Raw genomic sequence first — 25446 nt, forward strand, 5'->3', positions numbered from 1 at the left:
TATTGTGATGGGTTTAACACAGGCAACAGCGGTAAAAACAAGCGTCAGATGCCAGCATCCGCCGGTTCTGACGCCTGGTAACGCAGGGTATTGTATGAATTTCGTTTAGGCCTTTTTCGCCATGATCTCATCAATGCATTTCAGCAGCGCGTTGGTGGCGGGTGAGTGCAGCGCGCCCTGACGGAACGTTAATCCAATTTCCCGGCGCGTATTCGGCAAATTGAGCATGAGCGGTCTCAGGATGCTGGCTTTCAGTTCATATTCAAGCTGATGGGATGAGACTGCCGCCACCATATCAGAATGGAGCAGCACGCCCCGTACGATAGCCAGATCGCCGCTTTCAACCACCGGCTGCGGCGCAGGCATGCCCAGCGCGCTAAAGGCGCGATCCAGCAAATAGCGGGCCGGGCTGTTTTCACGCGGCAGGATCCACTGGGTCTGCGCCAGATCGTCGGGCGTCAGCGGACGACCTGCCAGCGGATGCTGCGGTCGCGCCAGTAAAATTAACTCTTCATCAAACAGCACCTGATTTTGAATATCCGGAACGGCGTCGTTGTGACGCAGCGCGCCGAGAATAAAATCGATGTCGCCGGCTCGCAGTTCGGAAACCAACGCGCTGAAAACGCTTTCGTTGGTGACCACCTTGACGCCTGGGTAGCGCGTAACCAGCTGCGTAATCGCCTGCGGCAGCAGGCTGCTGCGGCACAGCGGCAGGGCGCCGACGTGCACGGTGCCGGTCAGTATGCCTTGCTGCGCGGCAAGATCTTCCGGGATATGGCGGATTTCATTCAGCGCCCGGCTAATAAATGGCGCGATCTCTCGTCCGGCTGGCGTTGGCATCATGCCTTTCGGCGTGCGCTGAAAAAGCGCCAGGCCCGCTCCCTTTTCCAGCACTTTTAATGCCGCGCTGACAGCGGGCTGACTGATACCCAGCGAAACCGCCACGCTCTGCGTGTGGTGAAAACGACCCAGCGCGAGAAATATTTGCAACCGTCTCAGGTTAAACAGCCAGACAGGTTCCGCTTCTTCGCGCAGGCTGTCACGCTGCTTCAGCTTGTTAAGCAACACAGGGATATGATGCAGCTCCTGAATAGCCCGCTGCGCGCGCGGCAAGACACATTTCCCCATCTCCGTCAGCAGCATGCCGGTTGAGTGCCGTTCAAACAGCGGCGTCGCTAAAGTGAGCTCGAGATCACGGATTGAGCGCGTGATGGCTGACTGCGTGCGAAACAATTTGTCTGCGGCATCGGAGACGGTGCCACGTTCCGCAATCATGCAAAACGCACGTATTTGCATGATTTTAATAAGATAGTCTTGTGGTTTTTTTTTCATTGCCGCAGTGAAAATTCTGGAGGGTGAATCACAACATAAATAAAAATCATAGCTCGCGCAATGAAAGGCATTATCCGTGCTCTGCATGCCATGTCAGGATGAAAAAAACAGCAAACGCAGGGTATAACGATGGAAAAAATGGCGAAAAAAACCGGTTTAGTGGTCAGTGCGCATTCTGCTGATTTTGTCTGGCGCGCGGGCGGCGCGATTGCGCTGCATGCTTCACAGGGCTATGACGTCCACGTGGTTTGCCTTTCGTATGGCGAACGCGGCGAATCTGCAAAGCTGTGGCGTAAGGGCAACATGACAGAAAGCCTGGTGAAGCAGAAGCGACAAGAAGAAGCCGAAGCCGCAGCGGAAATTCTTGGCGCCAGTATTGAGTTTTTTGACCTGGGCGATTATCCGCTGCGGGCGGATAAGGAGACGCTGTTCCGCCTGGCGGATGTGTTCCGCGCGATTCAACCCCACTTCGTCCTGACCCATTCGGTCATGGATCCTTATAACTACGATCACCCTCTGGCCGCTAACCTGACCCAGGAGGCGCGCATTATTGCGCAGGCTGAAGGCTATCGTCCGGGCGAACCCATTATCGGCGCGCCGCCGGTCTACTGTTTTGAGCCGCATCAGCCTGAACAGTGCAACTGGAAACCTGACGTGCTGCTGGATATTACCTCGGTCTGGGACAAAAAATACGCCGCGATACAGTGCATGGCGGGACAGGAACACCTGTGGGAGTACTACACTCGCGTGGCCTTACAGCGCGGCGTGCAGGCAAAACGCAACGTCGGTATCGCCTCGCCGAAAGTTATCAGCCACGGCGAAGGCTATCAGAGCCTGTTCCCGCGCGTCACGGAGGATCTGTCATGAGTTTCGTTAATAAAAAAGGCATTGTCGTTACCAACATTCAGCGCGCTGCGCCCGCTCTGGTGGCGGATTTTGCACGGTATGGCGTCGCGACCACGCATGAGGCGCAGGGACGAAGCGGCCTGCTGGATGTGCGGGTGCGTCCGATTCAGCAAAACCGGGCCATTGCCGGTAGCGCAATCACTGTCCTGGTCTCGCCTGGCGACAACTGGATGTTTCATGTGGCGGTCGAGCAGTGCCAGCCAGGCGACGTATTGCTGGTTGCGCCGACGTCTGACTGCCATGACGGTTTTTTTGGCGACCTGCTGGCGACGTCGTTAAAAGCGCGTGGAGTCGTCGCGCTGGTCGGGGACATTGGTATTCGCGACAGCCAGACGCTGCGCGAGATGGATTTCCCGGTCTGGTCACGCGCGATTTGGGCGCAGGGCACGGTCAAAGAGACGCTGGGTTCAGTAAACGTGCCCGTGATTTGCGCCGGGCAGCTGGTTAATCCGGGAGATGTCGTGGTTGCAGACGATGACGGCGTGGTGATCGTCCCGCGCGAGCAGGCTGCAACGGTGCATGACGCCGCGCAAAAGCGAGTCGATGCGGAAGAGGGCAAGCGCCAGCGCCTCGCCGCCGGCGAACTGGGACTGGATATTTACCAGATGCGGCCGACGTTAGCGGAAAAAGGGCTGCGCTATGTGAAGAGCCTTGACGAACTGAAGAACGTCCAGTCATGAAACAGACCCTTATTCCTTGTGTAATGATGCGCGGCGGCACGTCAAAGGCCGCCTGTTTTCTGGCGGCTGACCTTCCTGCCGATGAATCTCTCCGCGACCGCGTTTTGCTTGCGGTGATGGGGTCGCCCGACGCCCGACAGATTGACGGCATCGGCGGCGCCGATCCGCTCACCAGTAAGGTCGCCATTATTTCTGCGTCAACGCGCCCGGATGCGGATGTCGATTATCTGTTTGCTCAGGTGAATGTCGATAAAGCCGTGGTGGATTATGGACAAAACTGCGGCAACGTGCTGGCTGCGGTCGGGCCGTTCGCGATTGAAAAAGGGCTGGTGGCGGTTCAGGGCGCGATCACGCGGGTGCGCATTTTTATGGTGAACACCGGACAGATCGCTGAATCCGATGTCGCCACGCCTGACGGCGCGGTGGAGTATGAAGGTGATACGCAGATTGACGGGGTTCCCGGCTTTGCGGCTGAACAGGTGCTCAGTTTTCAGGATATTGCAGGATCAAGCTGCGGCGCATTGCTGCCGACCGGCAATGCCTGCGATCGTTTTGACGGCATTGACGTGACCTGCATCGACAACGGTATGCCCGTGGTGCTGATCAGGGCGGCTGATCTGCAACGCAGCGGGCTGGAAACGCGCGAGCAGCTGGATAAGGACGAGGAGCTGAAATCGCGTCTGGAATCCATCCGACTGCAAGCGGGACCGCGGATGAACCTCGGCGATGTTACCCATCGCACCGTACCGAAAATGACCCTGATTGCCGCGCCTGTTCAGGGCGGCGCGTTGACCACCCGCACCTTTATTCCTCACCGCTGCCATGCCTCGATTGGCGTGTTAGGCGCGGTCAGCGTGGCGACCGCCTGTCTCATTCCCGGCACCGTCACCGAAGGCGTGGCCAGCGTCAGCGATGCCCGCGCACAGCGGCTGGCAGTGGAGCATCCGACGGGACAGTTCAGCGTGATGCTGACGCGTGACGACACAGGCAACATAACTAACAGCGGCCTGATTCGCACCGCGCGCCTGCTGTTTGACGGCCGGGTTGCCGTGCCGGGATCGTTATGGTCAGGAGATTAAGGAGAAGAATAATGCGCATTGCGATTATAGGGTTTGGCGAGGCGGGACAGATTTTCGCACAGGACCTGAGAAAGGCCGCAGAGGTCAGTGTCTGGGACAAAAAGTTTACTGGCCCGCAGTCGAAACAGCTGGCTGGCGTGGCGGCCCAGTTCGACGTGCGGCCCGCCCGCTCGCTGGCTGACGCGCTGGACGGCGCGCATTTGGTGCTGTCTCTGGTCACCGCAGGTAATGCGCTTGATGTCGCGGCGCAGGCTGCGCCGCTGCTGCGCGCGGAACAGCGCTTTCTCGACTTTAACTCCGTTGCTCCTGATACCAAGCGCGCCGCTGCGCAGGCAGTTGCCGCAGGCGCAGGAGAGTATCTGGACGTGGCGGTTATGGCGCCGGTGCCGCCGGGACGTCTGGCCACGCCGTTGCTGACTGGCGGACATCATGCCAGTGATGTGGCGGATACGCTGAACGCACTCGGATGTAACGCCCGCGCAGCCAGCAAGCGCGTCGGTGATGTATCAGCCATTAAAATGTGCCGCAGCGTGATGATTAAAGGATTAGAGGCGCTAACTACGGAATGTCTCAGTGCCGCGCGGCGCTACGGGGTAGAAGAGGCGGTGCTGCGTTCGTTACATGCCAGCTTTCCGTCACTGGGATGGGATAAGCAGCTGCCGCATTATCTGATCAGCCGCGTTGCGGAGCATGGCGTCAGGCGTGCCGAAGAGATGGGGGAAGTGGTCAAAACGCTACGGGACGTGGACGTGCCCGCGACCATGAGTCACGCGACGCAGCAGGTGCAGGCGGCGCTGCCGGCGCAGATGGCGAGGCTCGACGTGTGCTACAGCGAGCTGCTCCCTTTTGTCTGGCAGGATGCGCTGGACAGGTTGCAGTCCCAGGAAGAGCGCTAACGCCGTCTCGCCGCTGGGACAAAGGAGCTGACTCTCTTTAGCGGCGCTGGTTTTTCAGCTAAAGGTGAGCGGAACCTTACAAAAAAACGCTGTTGCGCGTAATGCCCTGACGGGCAAGAGCGGCGCTCGCCCGCTTATTTCTCTCCGGAATGCTGATTTTCCTCCAGACCGTCGTCTGCGTTTTCCTCCTACCCGCGCAACGCCGCAAAAATTGCTTCCAGGTTACCGACGGGCGACGCGGGCAAGAACGGCCGCAGCGCGCCAGACATCTACAGCGTGCGGCCAGGGCGAGCCGAATGTAGCGCGGATTGCTGAGCTTACTTACCCATGACCTTTCGCCGGAAAACTTTCTGACAGCGCCATATTCATGATTGCAGCCTGTTATCGCGGTCACAATATAAATGAAACTCATACCTTTTGTGGTAAAAGCTACTGATCGTCGGCATGAAAGCCAGATACCTTATTCCTTAATAACGAAGAGACATCTGTATCCTTACCCACGCTGGAGATTTTAATGGCAAATCAAAATACTGAGCCATGCTACGATATTGCACACCTGGCCCACGTTGAAATGTTTACCGACAAATTTGAAGAAAGTCTCCACTTCTTTGTCAACGTATATGGTCTGACTGTCTCCGCTCAGGATGAAAATCATGCATGGTTGCGAGCCTGGGATGATTATGAATTTCATACCCTGAAACTGACGCGTCATCATACAACAGGCGTAGGACACATCGCCTATCGCGCCAGCTCTGAAGCGGCGCTGATGCGACGCGTGGCGGTTATTGAGTCCAGCCAGTATGAGGTGATCGGCTGGCAGGACAACGATCAGGGCCACGGCCGCGCGTTTCGCTTTATGGACCCGTTCGGGCATGTCTTCGAGATTTACTACGACACCGTGCGCTATCAGGCGGAGGCGGCCGAGCGCCCGTCGTTGAAAAATCTGGCGCAGCGCTACCATGGACGCGGCGCCTCGCCACGCCGCCTCGATCACCTCAACCTGCTGGCGGCGGACGTGAGTGAATTTAAGCTGTTTATGGAAACCTGCCTCGGCTCGCGGGTGACGGAGATGATCCAGCTGGACAACGGCCGTATCGGCGGTTGCTGGTTCACTATCAATAATAAAACCTACGATCTGGCCTGTACCGAAGAGCACGGCGGCGGCAATGGACGTCTGCACCATGTCACCTATGCCACCGACACCCGTGAAGACATTCTGCGCGCGGCGGATATTTTTCTCGAAAACGGCGTTCACATCGAAACCGGGCCGCACAAGCATGCCATTCAGGGCACCTTCTTTCTTTACGTCTGGGAACCGGCGGGCAACCGCGTCGAACTGGCTAACTCCGGCGCTCGCCTGATTCTGGCGCCGGACTGGCAGACGATCGTCTGGACCGAGGCGGAGCGTAAAAAAGGGCAGGCGTGGGGACTGAAAACCATCGAGACCTTCCATACCCACGGTACGCCCCCGGTGCCCAAAGCGCCGAAAGAGTAACGGCTCCGCGTACGATACGAGCACCATACGTCCCCCTGGCTGCGCAGGGCTATGACGCTTCATCGGCAACTCAGCGAATTTTTCTCTCCCCAGGCGGCAGGTTAACAATGAAAGCAGGATGGTATAGTGAACTGAATCATAACGAGAAAAAAACATGGTGGGCCTGTCTGGGAGGATTTACCCTCGATTCCATGGACAGCACTATCTATTCGCTGGTCATGCCTATATTGCTGAGCCTGGCCATATTAACAAAAGCGGAGGCGGGGATTTTAGGCTCTGCGTCGCTTATCGGCAGCGCCCTGGGCGGCTGGAGCGCAGGCTTTCTCGCCGACCGCTGGGGGCGCATACGCGTGATGCAGCTTACGGTGCTGTGGGTCGCCTGTTTTACCGCTCTTACTGCGCTGTGTGGAGAGTTCTGGCAATTTCTTATCGTCCGCTTCCTGCAAGGACTTGGCTATGGCGGGGAGGTGGTTGTCGGCGGCGTGTTGATCAGCGAAGTCATCCGCGCCAGCTATCGCGGCCGGGTTGGGGCCTCAATCCAGAGCGGCTATGCGCTGGGTTACGCCATCTCGTTAACCGTCCTGCCCGTACTGCTTAATTTTTTCCCGGAGGAGCTGGCGTGGAAACTCTTCTTCCTGATCGGCATCGTGCCGGCGATTCTTGTCTGGTTTATTCGCCGTCTGGTGCCAGAGTCACCCGTATTTTCTCAGAGTACGACGCGCCAGCAGAAGCGTAAGATAACCGAAATTTTTCAGCAAAAGCATCGCCGTATCACCGTAACGGCGACCCTGCTTGCCAGCGGTATTTTTGGCGGCGCCTATATTATGATTACCTGGCTGCCGACTTATTTGCGCATGGAACTGGGTCTTCCTGTGGTATCCATGTCCGGATACTTAGCGATTAATATTCTTGGCTCGCTAGTCGGCCCCTTTCTTTATGGCCGAATGAGCGATAAATTTGGACGCTGGAGAACCATTATTCTCTTTTTGCTGTGCCAGATTATCGTAGTGAGTTTCTATATGTTTTCAGACATCAGCCTTAATATTACCCTGGCGCTGGGTTTCTTTCTGGGAGCGATGCAGGGAGGACTGGCGTCAGGTTTAACTCCCGCCTTCTCTGAGCTTTACCCAACGCAAATCCGTGGCAGCGGCGCTGGATTTTGCGCCAGCTTCGGACGGGGATTTGGTTCTTTAATGCCCGCGCTGGTAGGCATCGCCTCAAGTCATATCGCGCTGGGTTACGCTATGGGAGCGCTGGCGATTATCTCTTACTGCGTCGCTATCCTGGCCGCGCTATGTTTGCCTAACGCAACAGGTGTAGATCTGGCAGAGGTTGAATGAGATATGTATGACAATTTCTGCTACGGCAGAAACAGAACAACGTTCTTATTTTTGTTGATAGCAGGGTCGAACCGATTTGAGGAAATTGATTGAAAGGTTACTGTTATGTTTGAGGTGACATGCCTCTAAAATTAAGCGAGTTATTTAACTCTGGCTGAGTAAAAAAAGGCCACCTTTCTGGTGGCCGGAAAAATTAATTACGCATAATAACGATGTGGCAGGCTCTCTTTCCTTAAGGACCGTGCACTGTATATTTTACGCATTCAGTTTTTTTATTCTGTGCTCTCTTGTTAAAGATAACGTAAAATTCTGTTTTCCTTTACAGGCAAATGAAGGCTACCAGGTTTTGCCAATATTAAACTGGAATTGCTCAGCTTTATCGCCGCTGTATTTTTTTACGGGCAATGCGTAAGAGAACACCAGCGGCCCAAGCGGCGATTGCCACTGTAATGCCAGGCCGCTCGATACGCGAATCTGACTGGGATCGCTGTAATCGGGAATGCCCGCTGCGCGCGTCTCAGCCGTGTTTTCCCAACCGGTGTCCCATACGGTTCCGGCGTCAACGAACAGCGAAGTGCGCAGCGCATCGGCGTAACGATCGCTGACGAAAGGCGTCGGCACGATAAGCTCTGCGCTCGCGACCGCCATTGCGTTGCCGCCGACCGCGTCGCTCGACGATTTAACGGGGCAAGTGCTATAGCTGCTTTCCGAACCGTTGCAGCGATAATAGGCTGCTTTCGGCCCGATGGTATTGGATGAAAAGCCGCGTACTGAACTGGATCCGCCCGCATAAAAGTTATCGTAGAACGGAACCTCTTTTCCACCCAAGCCGTCGGCATAGCCCGCTTTGGCGCGTCCCATTAAGACCCAGCGATGGTCGCTGCTGAGCGGGAAATACGCGCTGGCATTGAGGGTGCTTTTGTAATAGCTGTTGGTAGAACCCGGAATCGTCACTTTAGTATTAAAGCCAGCGCTCAGGCCCGATGTTGGAAAGAAACCGCGGTCGAGTGAGTTATAGTTCCAGCCGATGTTCCAGAAAAAATCATTGGCGGTGAACCTTTCATCGCTGGAGCCGTCATCGTCAACCGTGCGCGTGACGACGGATGGCGAAACGCCTTGCGAGCCGAGATAGCGCCACATCGCCACCTGCGGCGCCATATTGCTGACGCGATTATAGACGTAATCCAGCCCGCTACTGACATTGCTGTTTTCGCTGATGGGAAAGCTCAGCGTGCTGCCAGCGCCAAAACTTTTGAGTGTATATTCGGACAGATCGTTATCTTCCGCGCTGTAGTCGTTATAAAACAGCTTGCCGCCCAGGCTGATGCCGTCCACGGTAAAGTAAGGGTCAGTAACGCCGATTTCGACGTAAGTCTGATAGCTGTTTTTTGTGCCGCTAAAGCTGACGGTGTTGCCGGTCCCCAACCAGTTATCCTGGCTGACGCCCAGCTGATAGCTGATGCCGCTGTCGGTGCCGAATCCCAGCCCAACGTTGAACGTGCCGGTATTACGTTCTTTGACCTTGTACACCACATCAACCTGATCCGCGCTGCCGGGCACAGGTTGCGTATCGACATCCACGCTTTCAAAAAAGCCGGTACGGTTAAGGCGCGTCTTGCCTTGCTCAACCTGATCGCTCGCAAGCCATGCGCCTTCCATTTGTCGCATCTCGCGACGCAGTACCGCATCTTTCGACGTATCGTTGCCGGCGAAGCGCACCTGGCGCACATAGAAGCGATGCCCTGCGTCCACGTTAATGTGCAGCTTCACTGTTTTATCGCTATCGTTAATCTCCGGCTGCGTACTGACCTGAGGGAAGGCGTAACCGTAGCGGCCCAGCAGCGTCTTAATCGCGGCTTCGGCTTCCGTGATTTTTGCGCCATTATACAGACTGCCCGCCGGCAACGAGGCAATGCGTTCTATTTCCTGGGCGTGTCCGGCCATATCGCCGCTAAAAATGACGTCTGACATATGGTAAACCGCGCCTTCGCGGATATTAATGGTCAGATAGATGCCTTTTCTGTCCGGCGTTAAGCTTACCTGGGTGGAATCAATATTAAATTTTGCATAGCCGCGATCCAGGTAGTAGCTGCGCAGCGTTTCCAGATCGCCGGAGAGCTTCTGTTTCTGATATTTTTGATCGGCGGTGAGGTTCCACCAGGGGACATCGTCACGCAGCTGAAAGTGCGAAATCAGTTCCTCAGAGGTAAACGCCTGATTGCCGATAATATTGATCTGCCTGATTTTTGCTGAAACGCCTTCGGTGAAGACAAAGCGCAAATCGACGCGGTTGCGCGGCAGGGGCGTAACGACCGCTTTGACGCTGGCGGTATATTTACCCTGGCCGTAGTAGAAATCCGCCAGCCCTTTTTCAATGTCTGACAGGGTTGTGCGATCCAGCGCGTTGCCCACGCGTATACCCGAAGCATCAAGATTCTGCTGAAGCTGTTCCTCTTTGATCGCTTTGTTGCCAGAAAAGGAAATACTGGCGATTGCCGGGCGCTCTTTAACTTTAATCAATAGCGCATCGCCGTCGCGCAATACCTCAACATCATCAAAATTGCCGGTTGCGAATAATGACCGGATGGTGTGACGAACATCCTCGTCGCTGACGCGGTCGCCGGGACGCACGGGCATATTAAGCAAAACGGCTCCCGGTGCTACCCGCTGTAAACCCTCAAAACGAATATCCCTGAGCGTAAAATCCTCTGCACCTGAGGCAGTCATGGATACGATAAAAAGTAACCCGGTTAACATCTTTTTCATCTGCTATACGCCTGCCGTTTTCCTTTGACTGTTTCAGTGACTTTCCCGCGCCTCAGAACAGAGTGTTCAGGGCGCTATGTTGGGGAAGAAGACCGCTAACGTAGAGGGAAATTCAGCGCTTTTAAGGCATTTTCATTTATTTTACAGAAGGATGAAAAATTGCTGTGGGAATAACAGCGGCAGCATTACCTTATTTTATTGCTGGCTGAGAGAGACTTTTGCTCTCTGTCAGGAGGCGAAACAGCGGCATATTTATTATCAGATTTAATCGGATGTTTTTTGCACTTTACCTTTTCGCTAACAGAAGACCGCTATTCACGCCGGTTATTGAAATGCGCTTCATCGGTCCTGTGCCAGAGATGACGTCGAAGCGCGCTGATGAGATGACGCAGGGTCTGGCCTGAGAGATGTTCACTTCCTGAACCTGCCGCCGAAGCGGCAGGCGCGTTTTAGAAGGAGATCATCTTGCCTGGGGCAATTTTAGTGGTAATCCCTAACAAGGTTTTGGCGAGCGGGATCGCCACTGGCGCCAGCGCGCGGCCAATCCTGAGCGGCGTATGCTTGATGGCGGTAAGCATGGCGAAATCTTTATTGGCATTAACGATGTCATCTTTAATCGCTTTGCCGATCCTGACGGTTTGCGCAATGCCATGACCACTCCAGCCATGCACCGAATAAATATTGCCGTTTCTGCGGCAATCCGTCGCGCCATTTAAGGTTAAGTCGGTTGTGCCGCTCCATGCGAAGTCGAGCTGGATATCCTCTCTGTCGGGAAAAACGGCGCGGATACGCGAGGTTAAATATTCGACGGTTTTACTGTCATCCCAGCGCAGGCCGGTTCCCTGGCCGCCAAACAGTATCCGTTCGTTACGCACTGGGCGGTAATAATCTATTTGCAGCTGCGTATCGTAAACCGGTTTGCCCGTAGGCAATAAGGTTCTCGAACCGCCTTCCACCGGCGAGGTGACGCCGACATAGGTATAAAACGGTATCGTCGTTTCTTTATTTTCGTCGAGCAGCTTATGCGTGGCGTCATGTACGGCAATCACTACCCCTTTTTTCGCGTTTATTACGCCTTCAGAGGTAATTACGCGGGTGCCGCTGCTGGTTTGCTCAATCTTAATGACCTCGCTATGTTCATAGACGCATCCGCCATTTTTCACAAAGCCATAAACCAGCCCGCGATTCAGGGCTAAGGAGTGCACCTGCCCGCCCAGGTTATCCAGAACGCCGCCATAATAGAGATCGGAATTGATATGCGCCTGTAGCTCATAGCTGCCAAGCACGTCGACATTATCCTCTCCGAGGAATTTTCTGGCATCAACGGCCTGTACCAGAGCATTCATATGGCCAGGATGAACGGCGGCGGTAATATGCCCATGATGACGATCGAAATTTAAGTCGTAACGGCAGGCTATTTCGTCAATCAGCGTCATCGCTTCGGTCGAGGTAAAGTGCCATAACCGTTTCGCCTCCTCGAAGCTGAGATTCTCGATCATCGACTCCGCTTCCCAGCGCGCCAGACCGGGCGTGAGTTGTCCGCCATTGCGTCCTGAGGCGCCAGAACCGATGGTGTTCTTTTCCAACAGAACGGTATCAATGCCTGCCTCAGAAAGATGCAGCGCGGTCGATGCGCCAAGCAGTCCGCCACCTATCACTACGAGTTCACACTCTTGCTCTTTTGTTAAAGAGGGAAAGTCGATCCAGGGGGCAAGTGTCGACTCGTAGTAATTTGCTGGGTTTCCAGGGTCGCTGATTTGCGTATCATCTTTATTTCTGACCCAGTTCCAGTCTCCGTCTGGATCTGCCTGACTGATCATGGATGTTCTGGCGTCAGATATTAATTCGGGTTTAATTAATGTTTTATTTTCACTCATATATTGTCTCGGTTAGTCGAATTTACCACAGGCAAGGTCACTGTGAATGCAAAACGGTTTTATTCAGAAAGCGCGATCTCTTTTTTGGTGACGTTACAGTAAACAATCCAGCCCAGGCCCAGCGTTGCCCAGGTGATGCCTAATATAAAGGCGTCAAAACTTAAATTAACCCACATAACGGCTACGCAGCCCAGCCCTGCGAGTGGCAGAATAATATTGCAAAAGATGCGCCTGATTCCGCCGTTATCCCTTTCTTTAAATGAGAAATGAATAATCACAGATAAGTTGACGGCGCTAAAAGCTACCAGCGCGCCAAAGCTGATGAGCGAAACGGCCGTATCAAGCTGGATAAAAATCGAGGTTAACGATACCAGGCCGATTAATAAAATACAGTAGACCGGGTTATTGTTTTCCGGATGGAGATAGCCAAAAAAGCGGTGGGTTAACTGGTTATTTTTACCCATAATATGCAACAGCCTGGCGGCGCTGGCGTGTGAAGCGAGAGCCGAGGCAAAAGTATTTAGCAAAATGGCAATAAGGAAGAGCGTTTGAAACAGTTTCCCGCCGACATTGAGTACGATTTCCGGCAGCGCCTCCATGGGATTTTTAAAATGAGAGTTGTCAGGGAAGTAAAGCTGGATAAACCATGCGGCGATAAAGAAGATGCAACCGCCGCTCAAAGCGGTGTAAAAAACCGCTTTGGGTATCGTGCTGACCGGGCTTTTGGTTTCATCCGTCAGCGTGGTGACGGCATCGAAACCCAGAAATGAAAAGCACAACACCGCCGCGCCGCTTATCAAGGGGATAATGCTGGTGTGCCCGTTGAATAAGGGCTGAGTGGTATAAAGATGGCTGTCGCCATAATCTCTGAGAATATTGTGGATCACGAAATAGATAAACACGCCCATCAGAATCACCGGAATGCCGACAAAAATGAAGTTGGCGTTCGCCAGCGTTTTTATGTTGCAACAGTTAACAAAGGTCACCAGCGAGGTAAATACTAAAATAGAGATCCATACGGGAACCTCCGGCAATAAGGTCTGTAAATAGATCCCGGCCAGCAGCGAGTTAATCATGGGGAGAAAAACATAATCCAGCAAGGAAGACCAGCCGACGATAAATCCGGATTTATTGCCGCACACCTTTTTCGTATAGGTGTAGGCCGATCCCGACGAGGGGTGCAGGCGAACCATTCTGCCATAGCTTATTGCTGTCAATAATACCGCTGCAAGCGCCAACAGATAGGCAAGCGGCACTCGTCCTTCTGTTATATTTGAAACGATTCCAAAAGTATCAAATACCGTCATTGGCGTCATATAGGCGATGCCGATAATCACAACCTGCCATAATGACAGGCCGCCGTTATTGATCTCTTTTAATCTCATGGCAATATCTCACTCGGAAGTTCAGTTAGATGACTTTTAACCTCTGCTGCATGAAAAAATTAAACTGATACGTTACCTTCGTCGGGCTGCCGCTCAGCCTGTTCCGTCAGGCTTTTTATCATTTCTGCTCTAACGCGCCGATCGCGACTTAACCGCCCGGGTTATTAAACAAATCAAAATGGTCGTAGCGCGAACATCCATGCGATTTTTATATCGATATTTATCCTGGTCATAGCATTTTCATATGGCGCCTTTTCTGTCTGGATCCGCCTCTCCTCGCCGCGTTATCTTGAAAATAATCCTCATGGCTGACCTCTCTGCTGACAGGGTGGTAAAAAGGCTAAATCCTGTGCGCTAATATATAAAACATAATATTATATATGTATATGGTTTGTGTCACAAAAATGTTAAATTAAATTTACCTCCGCATTCTCCAGGCTTTTTATATCCCGGCGACGTTAAGATTTTATTGCTAATTAATTTACTTAATTCAATATGTTATGTGGATTTCATGGGCGGGCGGCTAATCCAGCCACTGCGCTAAAGCGGCTGGAAAGGCGTGATAGTGAGAAGTGAGAAGTGAGAAGTGAGATTATATCGCCTCGTTGATCAGCGCGACGAGTCGATGAAAGCTGGTTTTGATTTCGCTTTCTTCCATGCTGGCAAACCCAAGCAGCAAGCCAGAAAGGCGAGTATTGCTGGCATAGTAACTCGACAGGGCGCGAACCAGGATGCCCTGGCTATTGGCCCGCTGCGCCAGGCTGACATCATCGACGCCCGGTGGTAATTGCATAATCAAATGGAGTCCGGCATTACTGTTATACTGGCCTAAAAAACTGCTTCCCAGTTCCTCATTGATTAAATTCACTAAAATTTGCCGACGCCTGCTGTATAACTGGCGCATTTTACGTATGTGAGCCGCATAATATCCTTCTTTGATAAAGTCTGCCAAAGCGGCCTGCGTCAGCTGATGGCCGCCGCGATAGAGTTCGCTATGTATTCTTTTTAGCGCCGTTTTCAGCTGCGCAGGCAAAACCATATAGCCGAGTCGCAGCGCCGGATAAAGGGTTTTGCTGAAGGTGCCGACATAGATCACCGGGCTATCGGTCTCTAACCCTTGTAACGCGGGAATAGGCTGGCCAGCAAAGCGAAACTCGCTGTCGTAGTCATCCTCGACGATCCAGCTTGCGGTTTTTCGTGCCTGAGCCAGCAGTAACTGCCTGCGGCTCAGGCTCATCACCGAACCCAACGGATACTGGTGAGAAGGGGTAACAAAAATCAGCCTGGGAGGATCACTATGCTCTCCGTCGGGAACCAGGCCCTGTTCGTCCACCGGCATGGTGACGATCTCTACGCCGTTCATACGAAGAATATTTTTAATACCCCAGTATCCGGGTTCTTCCGTCCAGGCCTTGTCTCCGGGGTTGCAAAGCGAACGCGTCACCAGGTCGAGCGCCTGATGAATGCCTTCGGTAATCAAAATCTGATCCGGCGTACACTGCACGCCGCGCGCGGTGCGCAGATAGTCGGTCAGCGCGGCTTTGAGCATCTCCGAGCCGCCCGTGGTGTCATAGGTCAACAGCTCAGGTGACCGCTGGCGAGCCTGTCGATCGGTGAATTTTTTCAGCACGCGATGTGGAAAATTCGCGACGTCGGGTACGCCCGGTAAGAACGCGCCCCACTGTCTGGGGCTTGCGCTTGCGTGCTCAAGCAGCTGTAAGCCGCGCGCCGAGAGAGAGGAATGGTCCTCCGCAACCGCCTTATGATCTCTGATGGCAGGCCTGCACTCTAAATTATCCAGCACGCTGTGCGTCACGAAGGTGCCGCTACCCGTACGCGATGAGATATAGCCCTCTGCCTGCAACTGTTCATAAACCCGCAATACCGTATTGCGCGACAGCGCCAGCTCGTCTGCCAGATCGCGGGTCGGTGGCATACGCGACGAAGGCGTCAGGTTGCCCGACAAGATGGCGTCACAGATGGCGAGATAGAGCCGCTTATGCAGCTTTCCTTCGGAGCAGCTAAAAAATGCTTGTCTGATCACATCTCCGGCAAGTGAGCGCATTTGGATCCTGTAAATAAAACGATTTGGTTCTCGAATAAGGTACCAAACGCTGACAGATTGTCTTTCGAACTTCAAATAAATTTGGATGGAAGGGCCTTACAATGGGTAATAACAATCTTCAGCAGCGTCGTCTGAATGCCACTCCGCGCGGAGTGGGCGTCATGTGCAACTTCTACGCCAGTTCAGCGGAAAACAGCACCCTGACGGATGTCGAGGGCAATCAATATATCGATTTTGCAGCGGGCATTGCGGTGCTGAATACCGGCCATCGCCATCCTCGCCTGGTGGCGGCGATGGAGCAGCAGCTCAAGGCCTTTACCCATACCGCCTATCAGATCGTCCCTTATGAGAGCTACATTTCTCTGGCGGAAAAAATCAATGCCGTCGCGCCGGTTAAAGGCGAGCTGAAAACCGCGTTTTTCTCTACGGGCGCGGAAGCCGTGGAAAACGCCGTGAAAATTGCGCGCGCCTACACCGGACGACCCGGCATCATCGCGTTCGGCGGCGGCTTCCACGGGCGCACCTATATGACGATGGCGCTGACCGGTAAAGTCGCGCCCTATAAAAAAGGGTTTGGTCCGTTTCCAGGCTCGGTTTTTCATGTGCCATACCCTTCAGAACTTCATAACGTTACCACCGCCGACACCCTGCTCGCCATTGAGCGCCTGTTTAAGGCCGATATCGACGCCAGTCAGGTCGCCGCGATTATTTTTGAACCTGTACAGGGCGAGGGCGGGTTCAATGTCGCTCCGCCGGAATTGATCGCCGCTATCCGTCGCCTCTGCGATGAGCACGGCATCGTGATGATCGCGGACGAGGTGCAGAGCGGCTTCGCTCGTACAGGCAAGCTGTTTGCCATGGATCACTATCAACATCAGGCCGATCTGATGACCATGGCGAAAAGCCTGGCGGGCGGAATGCCGCTCTCTGGCGTGGTGGGCAAAGCTGAGATCATGGACGCGCCTGCGCCGGGCGGTCTGGGAGGCACCTACGCGGGCAATCCCATGGCGGTGGCGTCAGCGCATGCGGTGCTGGATATCATCAAAGACGAACAGCTCTGTCAGCGTGCCGATGCGCTGGGCGAACGCCTGCGCGCGGCGCTGCGGGATTGTCAGGAATGGTGCGCCGAACTGGCTGATATCCGCGGGCTGGGGTCGATGATCGCGGCTGAATTCTGCGATGCGCAGACCGGGGAGCCTTCCGCCGCCGCCGCGCAGAAAATTCAGCAGCGGGCGCTTGAGCAGGGGCTGCTGCTGCTGACCTGCGGCCAGTATGGCAACGTGATCCGCTTTCTCTATCCCTTAACCATTCCCGACGCTCAGTTTGACCAGGCGCTGAGAATCATCGCATCCGCGACAAAAAATACAGGAGAGAGTCGATGAAACTTAACAATCCAGCGCTTCTTATCGAGAGAAATCTGGTTGAGGGGCAGTGGCTCGGCGCTGATTCGGGCGCCACATTTAGCGTAAGAAATCCCGCGACGGGCGAAGCGATCGCCAGCGTGCCGCTGCTGGGACGGGCGGAAACGCAGCGTGCCATTGTGTATGCGGAAAAAGCACAGCGCGAATGGAAGCGACGCACCGCGACTGAGCGCGCGAAAATCCTGCATCGCTGGGTGGCGCTGATTGAGGAAAATCGCGAGGATCTGGCCTGCCTGATCACCGCAGAGGGCGGAAAACCGCTGGCGGAAGCCCGAGGAGAGATCGCTTACGCCGCCTCTTTTATTACGTGGTTCGCTGAAGAGGCCCGGCGTATTGACGGTGCGCTGTTGCAGCCGGTAAACGCGTCGCAGCGTTATGTGGTGACGAAACAGCCTGTCGGCGTCTGCGCGGCCATCACGCCGTGGAATTTCCCCGCGGCGATGATCACGCGCAAAGTGGCGCCAGCCCTGGCGTCAGGCTGCGTCATGATTGTCAAGCCTGCGGAACAGACGCCACTGACCGCGCTGGCGCTGGCCAGGCTGGGCGAAGAGGCTGGACTGCCAGCCGGCGTGCTACAGGTGGTGACTGGCGATCCGCGGGAAATAGGCGGGGAGCTTTGTCAGCATCCAACGGTGCGCAAACTGAGCTTTACCGGATCCACGGAGACCGGCCGCCTCCTGATGGCGCAGTGCGCGCCTGGCATCAAAAAGCTGTCTCTTGAACTGGGCGGCAACGCGCCGGTTATTGTCTTTGACGACGCCGATCTTGAGCAGGCGGTCGCCGGCATTATGGCCTCGAAATTCCGCAACAGCGGCCAGACCTGCGTATGCGCTAACCGCATCTATGTGCAGCGCGGAATTTACGCCGCGCTGTCAGACGCGCTGGTCAATGCGGTAAACGCGCTGAAGGTTGGTAACGGTCTGGATGAAAACAATAATCAGGGTCCGCTGATTGATGACCGGGCGCTCACTAAAGTGGAGGCCCATATCAGTGATGCGCTGGAGAAAGGGGCGACCCTGCTGACGGGAGGAAAACGTCACCCGCTGGGCGGCCATTTCTTTATGCCGACGGTGATCGGGGACGTCAACCAGACGATGCGTTTCGCTCGTGAGGAAACATTTGGCCCGGTGGCGCCGCTGTTTCAGTTCAGCACGGATGATGAAGTGGTTCAGTATGCCAACGATACGGAATTCGGTCTTGCCGCTTATATCTTTACCCGCGACGCCCGTCGTCAGTGGCTGATACCTGAGGCGCTGGAATATGGCATGGTCGGCGTCAATACCGGTCTGATATCCAATGAAGTCGCGCCTTTCGGCGGGATTAAACAGTCCGGACTAGGCCGCGAAGGCTCCCGCTTCGGCATGGATGAGTATCTCGAAATTAAATATGTTTGCGTCGCGTTGTAATTAATCTGCCGTAGTACTTTGCTCGCATGAGTTCCGACGATATTGATTATCGTCGTTTTTTTTGCCTTTAAACCGCCGTGAAGCTTATTCAGGAGGCTAAATGAACACCCTGTCATTTCTCAGTAATCATAAAGATTCCGCATGGACCATTTTTGTCGCTCAGGTTGAACGCGTTCTTCCGCACCTGGGCGACCTGACATTCTGGGCATCAACTCTGACGCGTCCCAAGCGCGCCCTGATCGTTGATATTCCGCTGGAAATGGATGACGGAAGCGTCAGGCATTTTGAGGGCTATCGCGTACAGCACAACCTCTCTCGCGGGCCGGGAAAAGGCGGCGTGAGGTTTCACCCGGCCGTCACGCTTGAAGAGGTGATGGCGCTGTCCGCCTGGATGACAATAAAATGCGCCGCGCTTAACTTACCTTTCGGCGGCGCCAAGGGCGGCATTCGCGTCGATCCGGCCTCGCTGAGCAAAAAAGAACTGGAGCGGCTTACCCGACGTTATACCAGCGAAATCGGTTTGATTATCGGGCCTCAGCAGGATATTCCCGCGCCTGACGTCGGCACCAATGCGCAGGTAATGGCATGGATGATGGATACCTGGTCCATGAACGTGGGCGCCACGACGACCGGCGTCGTGACCGGCAAGCCGGTGCACCTGGGAGGCTCGCTGGGACGCGTTAAGGCCACTGGTCGCGGTGTATTTGTGACCGGGCGAAAGGCGGCCGAACGTTTGCATATCGACGTCAGCCAGGCACGTATCGGCGTTCAGGGTTTCGGCAATGTCGGCAGCGTGGCGGCTCAGCTGTTTGCGCAGGACGGCGCCAGCATCATTGCCGTTCAGGATCATTCCGCCACTCTCGTTAATGAAAAGGGCATCGATACCGAAGCGTTGATCGCCTGGCAGCAGGAGCACGGTCAAATCCGCGGTTTTGCAGGCGCTGTCGAAGTTGACCACGACGCGTTCTGGACCCTTCATTACGACATCCTGATACCGGCAGCCCTTGAAGGCCAGATCACCGCGTCGCGCGCTGAACGCCTTGATTGCCGGCTGGTGCTGGAAGGGGCGAATGGGCCGACCGTTCCGCAGGCGGATGACATTCTGCGCGAGCGCGGCATTACGGTGTTGCCCGATGTGATCTGCAACGCAGGCGGGGTCACCGTCAGCTACTTCGAATGGGTACAGGACTTCTCCAGCTTCTACTGGTCGGAAAACGAAATTTATCAAAAGCTGGATGCTATTATCCTTCGCGCGTTTGACGATGTCTGGAACAAGTCTCTGGAGCTGGACGTGTCGTTGCGCACCGCCGCCTATGCCATTGCCTGTGAGCGTATTCTCATCGCGCGTGAAGAGCGCGGCATTTATCCCTGATCTCCGGCCCCGCCGCGCGGGGCTGCTCTCTCTGTCGCTGTTCAGCCGCCAGCAAATCTTTAAAAAAACTGTGACATGCGCAATATACATATAACTTATTATGTTTTATAAATTACCCTCTATCGCCTGCGATTATGCCATTAAAGAGAGCGACATATGGAACAGACACCTGAAAAAAATCTCTATATTAATCAGCCTGAAAGCAAAGAGCAGTTCAAGAGATCTATTGGGCTTATTTCGAACTTCGCGCTTGGATTTACCTACCTTTCACCCTTAACGGCCGTCTATTCGCTGTTTGCGCTGGCCGTGACGCTGGCCGGTCCTCCCGCGGTGTGGTGGATCCTGATCGTCGCGTGCGGACAGCTGCTTGTTGCGCTGGTGTTTGGCGAAGTCGCTTCCCAGTATCCAATTACCGGCGGGTTATATCCCTGGGCAAGACGTTTGTGGGGTAAAAAATTCGCCTGGATCGCCGCGTGGATCTATCTGTGGGCGCTGGTGGTCACCATTACCTCTATTGCTGAATACACCTCAACCTTTGTCGCCTCCCTGTTTCACTTTGCGCAGACGCCGCTCAACCTGTTGATGACCTCAGTGGTGCTGCTGCTGCTGATGATGGGCGTAAATATGTCAGGCACCAAAAACCTGGCGCGCGTGGCGAAGATCGGGTTTTGGTGTGAAATCGTGAGTGTGATTGCGCTGGGGATTTATCTGTTGATCTTCCACCGTTCTCAGCCGTTTTCCGTCATCTTCGACTCGATGGGCGTTATGGCGAAAGACGGTAGCTACACCACGGCGTTTATGTCTGCCGCGCTGATGGGCCTGTTTATGTTCTTTGGTTTCGAAGCCTGCGGCAACGTGGCGGAAGAGGTCAAAAATCCAGGCAAAAAGATCCCGCTGGCGATGATTCTGAGCATTGTTTTTGGCGCCATTTCCGCGGTTATCTCGGTCCTGGGTTATCTCCTCTCCTCGCCGGATCTGATCGATATTGTTAGCGGTAAAATCGCCGATCCCATTCCGGCTATTCTTAACGAAGCGCTGGGCAGCACAGGCGCCACGGTATTTATCGTCGTCGCGATCGTCGCTATGCTCTCCTGTATCCTGTCATTGCAGGCTGCGCTAAGCCGCCTTATTTTCTCGTTCTCGCGCGACAGAATGCTGCCGGGCAGTGAATGGATGGCAAAAATTTCCAAAAACAGCGTGCCGGATAACGCCATGCTCGTCAGCTGCATCTTGCCCGTCATCATCTGCGTCTGGGTCTACTTTCAGCCGGATAATCTTTCTCGTATCACCGCGTTCGCTGTGATTGGCATTTATATCTCTTTCCAGCTGGTAGTGTTAGCGGCTTTGCGCCAGCGCCTCAAGGGCTGGAAGCCAGCAGGCGAGTGGACGCTTGGCTCGTGGGGATTAATCGTTAACCTGTTCGCGCTGCTCTATGGTCTGTGTGGAATTTGGCTGCTCGCTCAGCCAGCCGACGGCGACAGCTTCCTGGATCGCTGGACGGTGCTGGTGGGTCTGGCGGTGGTGCTGATTGCCGGCCTGCTTTATATGGCTATCGCCAAACCCTTCGGGCGCTCCAGCGCGCCAGAAAATGACGCCATTGAGTACGCCAGCAAGCTCAGGGCGGAAGAGGGCGTTTAGTGGTTTAGCTGTCTCCTGTGTCGCCGCTTAAGCCGTAGCCATTAGCGCTACGGCTTTTTTTTATCAGGACAGCACGGTTACTGCTGGTAGAGGAGGGTATAGCTGTTTTGGTCAATGACCTTCTGGCCTTCCGCATGGAACAGTTCGCCAATGCGGAGGCGAGGATTGGTCGAGAAAATGATTCGGCCGTCAGGGTTGGTCAGGATGATCTTCTCCCCGGCGCAGAGCGGTAAAAGCTCTTCCTCAACGCGGCTGACGAGGATATCGAGCGCCGCGACGCCCAGCACTTTATCCTCGATCACCACGGGCACGGCGGCGGTCAGCGTCAGCGAGGTGTTGCAGATATAGTCGACGTAAGGGCCGTGGATATAGGCCCTGCCTTCGGCAACCGGGGTTTTAAACCATTCAAAGGTGCGAAAATCCAGCCTCTGCTGCGTGGCCTGATCAAGATCGAGACTGACCTGCTTTAAGCCTTTATCTTTTTTGTACCACCACTCAAGCAGCCAGTACTCCCGCACCGCGCCTGCGCTTTCAATATGACTCGCAAAACCCGCTCCGGAGCAGTAAAGGTTGTGATTAAGGGTGTGTTTGATATGAGACTGAATAGCGCTTTTAACGCCGGGCTCCAGTAAAATTTCCGGGCGGCTCTCCTTCAGAGATTGCCTGATTTTCTCTGCTAATAAACCAGTACTCTCGACAGTGGAGTTAATGATGTCGTTAATTTTACGGGTTAGCGCGCTAAGGTGCTCTGCGTGATTCATTTTCTACACTGCCTATACGGTTATTATTCAGAGTGGTAATTCATTTTCTTTTCTAATAAATATTCGGTAAAGGTATCAATAAGCTGTGACGCTGCCTGAACGGCTGCCTGCTCTGAATGGGAAGCCAGCGCCTCTGTCAGCACAGCATAGAGCGCGATCACCTCGCGATGAATATCGCGGGAACGGTACAGCGCGGCGACTAAAGAGGCCCACTCCGCCTGCAGTTGCAGTTCCTGATTGGCGAGCCTGGCGGATTGGGAGCATGCCGCGATGGCCAGCAGGCAGCGCATATCCGCCTGAGTTCTCTGCTCCGGCGTTTCCGCCTTTGCCAGCACCTCAGTAAATTCCAGCAGCCGATTCAAATCCGCTTGAGTCATCCTGCGCGATGCGAGCCTCGCGCTGTGACTGATTATCGCGCTGTGCATTTCCCCCAAATCGGCGAGGTAATCCGTGCTGATACTTCGAAAGGGGTGAAGATTCTTGCCCGATTCGGGAACGGTTTCGCAGACAAAGCTGCCGCCGTTGCGGCCACGCACCGTATGAATCAGTTCGTTCGCGCGTAAAGTATTCAACGCTTCGCGGATGGTAATATGCGAAACGCCCATCATCTTTGCCAGATCCGACTCGTTTGGCAGCTGTTCATGCGGTTCAAGCAGGCCGGTGACAATAGCATTAGTAAGACGCTGAACGATTTGATCAGAACGACTAGCCTGTCCAATAGGGGCGAATATAACCGCGTGAGTAATCATAATCTTCTCTGAAAGTCCCTTCTACAGGGCGCCATACTTAACATAAACATACCTGTCACGAAAGAGGTAAATACCGTCGAGTAATGGGTTAAAAGATTCACAAAACCGCGCCCACTCTTTCCTCTCTTCTTTGCCGATGCCGTCCAGTGCGCAGTTGCGTTATCGACCCGATACGTGCGGCTACCCGTTGGTTACGGAAAGAATTGTAATCGATTTGTTAGAAATGCGATGCGCTTCATGTTGTCGGGACGCGATGATTGAAATAGCGGCTGATAATATATTACATAATATCTTTTATGTATTCGGGCGAACGGAGAAGGCGATGCAAACCCTAAAGCACTTCATCAATGGGCAGTATGTAGCAAATCAGGGAAATGATTTTTTCGATCTGGTCAGTCCGGTGGATGGCGAAATCTATGCGCAGTCGCCCAACGGCGGCAAGGCAGAGGTCGATCTTGCCTACGCTGCCGCTGAACAGGCGTTTTCAGTCTGGAAGACGTCGACGCCGGCAGAGAGACAAAAAGCGCTGCTTAAATTAGCCGATGAAATCGAAAGAAACGTCACCCGCCTGGTGGAATGGCAGAGTAAAGAGACCGGGCAGCTCAAACATTTTATCGAGAAAGAGGAGATTGCGGCGTCCTGCGACGCTATCCGTTTCTTTGCGGGAGCCGCGCGTTGTCTGGAAGGCAAGGCGGCGGGCGAGTACGCTGCCGGGTTTACCTCTGTTATTCGGCGGGAACCGCTTGGCATTGTCGGTCAGGTCGCGCCCTGGAACTATCCCTTTATGATGGCGGTGTGGAAAATCGCGCCCGCGCTGGCAGCCGGCAATACGGTGGTTCTGAAGCCGAGCGACACCACGCCCGTCAGCACGCTTCTCCTTGCCGAGCTGGCCGCGCCGTTTTTCCCCGCTGGCGCGTTTAACGTCGTGCTGGGTAAAGCTGAAACCGGCTCGCTTGTCGTGTCAAATCCTGTCGCGTCGCTGGTTTCTATTACCGGATCGGTGCGGGCGGGGCTACAGGTTGCGGCCTCAGCCGCCGCCAATCTGACCAAAGCACATCTTGAGCTAGGCGGTAAAGCGCCGGTGATCGTCTTTGCGGATGCCGATATGGATAAGGCCGTAGAGACGATTACCACCGCCGGTTTTTTTAATGCTGGCCAGGATTGCACCGCTGCAACGCGCATTCTTGTAGAAGATTCGGCTTATGAGGCGTTTCTTGAAAAACTCGTCGCCAGAACGCGGGAAATCAGGTTCGGCGCGCCTGACGATCGCGACGCCCTTTACGGCGCGCTAAACAGCCGTAATCAGCTTGAACAGGTCAGCGGTTTTATCGCGCGACTGCCCGCGCACGCCAAAATTGAAACCGGCGGTTATGCCGGAAAAGGGCCGGGCTACTACTTTGAACCCACCATCATCTCCGGGCTTGAACAGCATGACGAGGCGATACAGCATGAGGTGTTTGGTCCGGTGATGACCATCCAGCGTTTCTCTGACGAAGCGGACGCCCTGTACAAAGCCAATGACGTGGAGTATGGCCTGGCGGCAAGCGTCTGGACCCGTAATCATGGCCGCGCGCAGCGTTTTAGTATCGAACTCGATTTTGGCACGGTGTGGATCAACAACCATATCCCGCTCTGTGCGGAAATGCCGCACGGCGGATTCAAAAAATCGGGCTATGGCAAGGATCTCTCTTCTTACTCACTGGATGAGTACACCCGTGTAAAACACATCATGTGCGACATCAACCATTAAGGAAGCAAGATGAAATCGATCCAACTCGCTGTGTTCTCACTGGCGCTGATCTCTTCCGGCGTCATGGCAGAAGCGTCGCCTCAGTCCGTAGTAAGCAGCTATATGGCCGCATGGAATGCCCATAGCGCCTCGCAGGCCGCGCGTTATCTGGCGAACGATGTCGTTTATTACGATGCGGCCACCGGTTCACCGGTTAAAGGCAAAGAGAAGGCGGAAAAAGAGGTCATTGGCGCGTTTATCCGCGCGGTGCCCGATTTGCAGTGGAAGATGACCAGTCAGCCCGTTTATAACCAGGATACTATCGCGTTCCAGTGGCAGTTTTCAGGGAAAAATTCAGGCGAATGGGCAGGCGCGCCTGCCACCAACAACGACATCAAGTTTGAAGGCGTCAGCTTTATCAAAGTTGTTGACGGGAAAATCGCCTGGCAGGGCGACTATTATGATTCTAAAAAGCTAGAGGCTGAACTGCAAAAAGCTAAACCTTAATCGCGCGGGGCCATTCTTCTCCACGCGCGGGCGTGGAGAAGC

Annotated in this window: 19 protein-coding genes; 12 read left to right on the plus strand and 7 right to left on the minus strand. The window is 54.5% G+C overall.

Annotated elements, in window-relative coordinates:
* Positions 1 to 105: 105 nt before the first annotated feature.
* On the minus strand, positions 106 to 1332 hold the full coding sequence (locus tag BBB56_RS10645; protein WP_123800932.1) for a LysR substrate-binding domain-containing protein: 1227 nt from the start codon (positions 1330 to 1332) through the stop codon (positions 106 to 108).
* Between the two features lie 129 nt (positions 1333 to 1461).
* Between BBB56_RS10645 and galB the strand changes: the two genes are divergently transcribed.
* The 6 genes from galB (at position 1462) to BBB56_RS10675 (ending at position 7728) form a co-directional block, all read left to right on the plus strand.
* Positions 1462 to 2199, plus strand: coding sequence for a 4-oxalmesaconate hydratase (gene galB, locus BBB56_RS10650; protein ID WP_123800933.1), 738 nt, complete (start codon positions 1462 to 1464; stop codon positions 2197 to 2199).
* The gene (locus BBB56_RS10655; RefSeq protein ID WP_123800934.1) at positions 2196 to 2918 is read left to right on the plus strand and encodes a 4-carboxy-4-hydroxy-2-oxoadipate aldolase/oxaloacetate decarboxylase; all 723 of its coding nucleotides are present in this window, start codon (positions 2196 to 2198) and stop codon (positions 2916 to 2918) included. The genes galB and BBB56_RS10655 overlap by 4 nt, the downstream gene beginning before the upstream one ends.
* Entirely contained in the window at positions 2915 to 3997 is a 1083-nt protein-coding gene (locus BBB56_RS10660; protein ID WP_123800935.1) for a 4-oxalomesaconate tautomerase, read from the plus strand. Before BBB56_RS10655 ends, BBB56_RS10660 begins: the two co-directional genes overlap by 4 nt.
* A gap of 8 nt (positions 3998 to 4005) precedes the next feature.
* On the plus strand, positions 4006 to 4893 hold the full coding sequence (locus tag BBB56_RS10665) for an NAD(P)-dependent oxidoreductase (RefSeq protein WP_370661858.1): 888 nt from the start codon (positions 4006 to 4008) through the stop codon (positions 4891 to 4893).
* A 514-nt stretch (positions 4894 to 5407) separates the two neighbouring features.
* Positions 5408 to 6388, plus strand: coding sequence for a VOC family protein (locus tag BBB56_RS10670; RefSeq protein ID WP_123800937.1), 981 nt, complete (start codon positions 5408 to 5410; stop codon positions 6386 to 6388).
* Between the two features lie 107 nt (positions 6389 to 6495).
* Complete coding sequence (locus BBB56_RS10675; RefSeq protein ID WP_123800938.1) at positions 6496 to 7728, plus strand: MFS transporter; 1233 nt, start codon at positions 6496 to 6498, stop codon at positions 7726 to 7728.
* Between the two features lie 336 nt (positions 7729 to 8064).
* Here BBB56_RS10675 and bamA read toward each other — a convergent pair whose 3' ends face one another.
* The 4 genes from bamA to pdxR all read right to left on the minus strand — a co-directional run bounded on the left by bamA (position 8065) and on the right by pdxR (position 15821).
* Positions 8065 to 10494, minus strand: coding sequence for an outer membrane protein assembly factor BamA (gene bamA, locus BBB56_RS10680; protein WP_123800939.1), 2430 nt, complete (start codon positions 10492 to 10494; stop codon positions 8065 to 8067).
* A 449-nt stretch (positions 10495 to 10943) separates the two neighbouring features.
* Positions 10944 to 12314, minus strand: coding sequence for an NAD(P)/FAD-dependent oxidoreductase (locus BBB56_RS10685; protein WP_199756228.1), 1371 nt, complete (start codon positions 12312 to 12314; stop codon positions 10944 to 10946).
* A 116-nt stretch (positions 12315 to 12430) separates the two neighbouring features.
* Positions 12431 to 13756, minus strand: a complete 1326-nt coding sequence (locus BBB56_RS10690) for an APC family permease (protein ID WP_123800941.1) — start codon at positions 13754 to 13756, stop codon at positions 12431 to 12433.
* A 592-nt stretch (positions 13757 to 14348) separates the two neighbouring features.
* On the minus strand, positions 14349 to 15821 hold the full coding sequence (pdxR, locus tag BBB56_RS10695; RefSeq protein WP_123800942.1) for a MocR-like pyridoxine biosynthesis transcription factor PdxR: 1473 nt from the start codon (positions 15819 to 15821) through the stop codon (positions 14349 to 14351).
* 101 nt (positions 15822 to 15922) lie between these two features.
* Here pdxR and puuE point away from each other — a divergent pair, with 101 nt between their 5' ends.
* From puuE to BBB56_RS10715, 4 genes are all read left to right on the plus strand, one after another.
* Positions 15923 to 17203 carry a 4-aminobutyrate transaminase gene (gene puuE, locus BBB56_RS10700; protein WP_123800943.1) on the plus strand — a complete coding sequence of 427 codons (1281 nt, stop codon included), beginning with the start codon at positions 15923 to 15925 and terminating at the stop codon, positions 17201 to 17203.
* On the plus strand, positions 17200 to 18648 hold the full coding sequence (locus BBB56_RS10705; protein WP_123800944.1) for an NAD-dependent succinate-semialdehyde dehydrogenase: 1449 nt from the start codon (positions 17200 to 17202) through the stop codon (positions 18646 to 18648). Before puuE ends, BBB56_RS10705 begins: the two co-directional genes overlap by 4 nt.
* Before the next feature lie 100 nt (positions 18649 to 18748).
* Positions 18749 to 20020, plus strand: a complete 1272-nt coding sequence (locus BBB56_RS10710; RefSeq protein WP_123800945.1) for a Glu/Leu/Phe/Val family dehydrogenase — start codon at positions 18749 to 18751, stop codon at positions 20018 to 20020.
* A 156-nt stretch (positions 20021 to 20176) separates the two neighbouring features.
* Positions 20177 to 21658, plus strand: coding sequence for an APC family permease (locus BBB56_RS10715; protein WP_123800946.1), 1482 nt, complete (start codon positions 20177 to 20179; stop codon positions 21656 to 21658).
* Between the two features lie 77 nt (positions 21659 to 21735).
* Here BBB56_RS10715 and BBB56_RS10720 read toward each other — a convergent pair whose 3' ends face one another.
* Positions 21736 to 22419 carry a cache domain-containing protein gene (locus tag BBB56_RS10720; RefSeq protein WP_123800947.1) on the minus strand — a complete coding sequence of 228 codons (684 nt, stop codon included), beginning with the start codon at positions 22417 to 22419 and terminating at the stop codon, positions 21736 to 21738.
* Positions 22420 to 22442: 23 nt separating this feature from the next.
* Complete coding sequence (locus tag BBB56_RS10725; RefSeq protein ID WP_123800948.1) at positions 22443 to 23168, minus strand: FadR/GntR family transcriptional regulator; 726 nt, start codon at positions 23166 to 23168, stop codon at positions 22443 to 22445.
* Between the two features lie 322 nt (positions 23169 to 23490).
* Here BBB56_RS10725 and BBB56_RS10730 point away from each other — a divergent pair, with 322 nt between their 5' ends.
* The gene (locus BBB56_RS10730; protein ID WP_123800949.1) at positions 23491 to 24918 is read left to right on the plus strand and encodes a gamma-aminobutyraldehyde dehydrogenase; all 1428 of its coding nucleotides are present in this window, start codon (positions 23491 to 23493) and stop codon (positions 24916 to 24918) included.
* Between the two features lie 9 nt (positions 24919 to 24927).
* Positions 24928 to 25404 (plus strand): ester cyclase, encoded by a 477-nt coding sequence (locus BBB56_RS10735; RefSeq protein ID WP_123800950.1) that lies wholly within the window; start codon positions 24928 to 24930, stop codon positions 25402 to 25404.
* Positions 25405 to 25446 lie beyond the last annotated feature (42 nt).

The organism is Candidatus Pantoea deserta (genome assembly GCF_003813865.1).
Lineage (GTDB): Bacteria > Pseudomonadota > Gammaproteobacteria > Enterobacterales > Enterobacteriaceae > Pantoea > Pantoea deserta.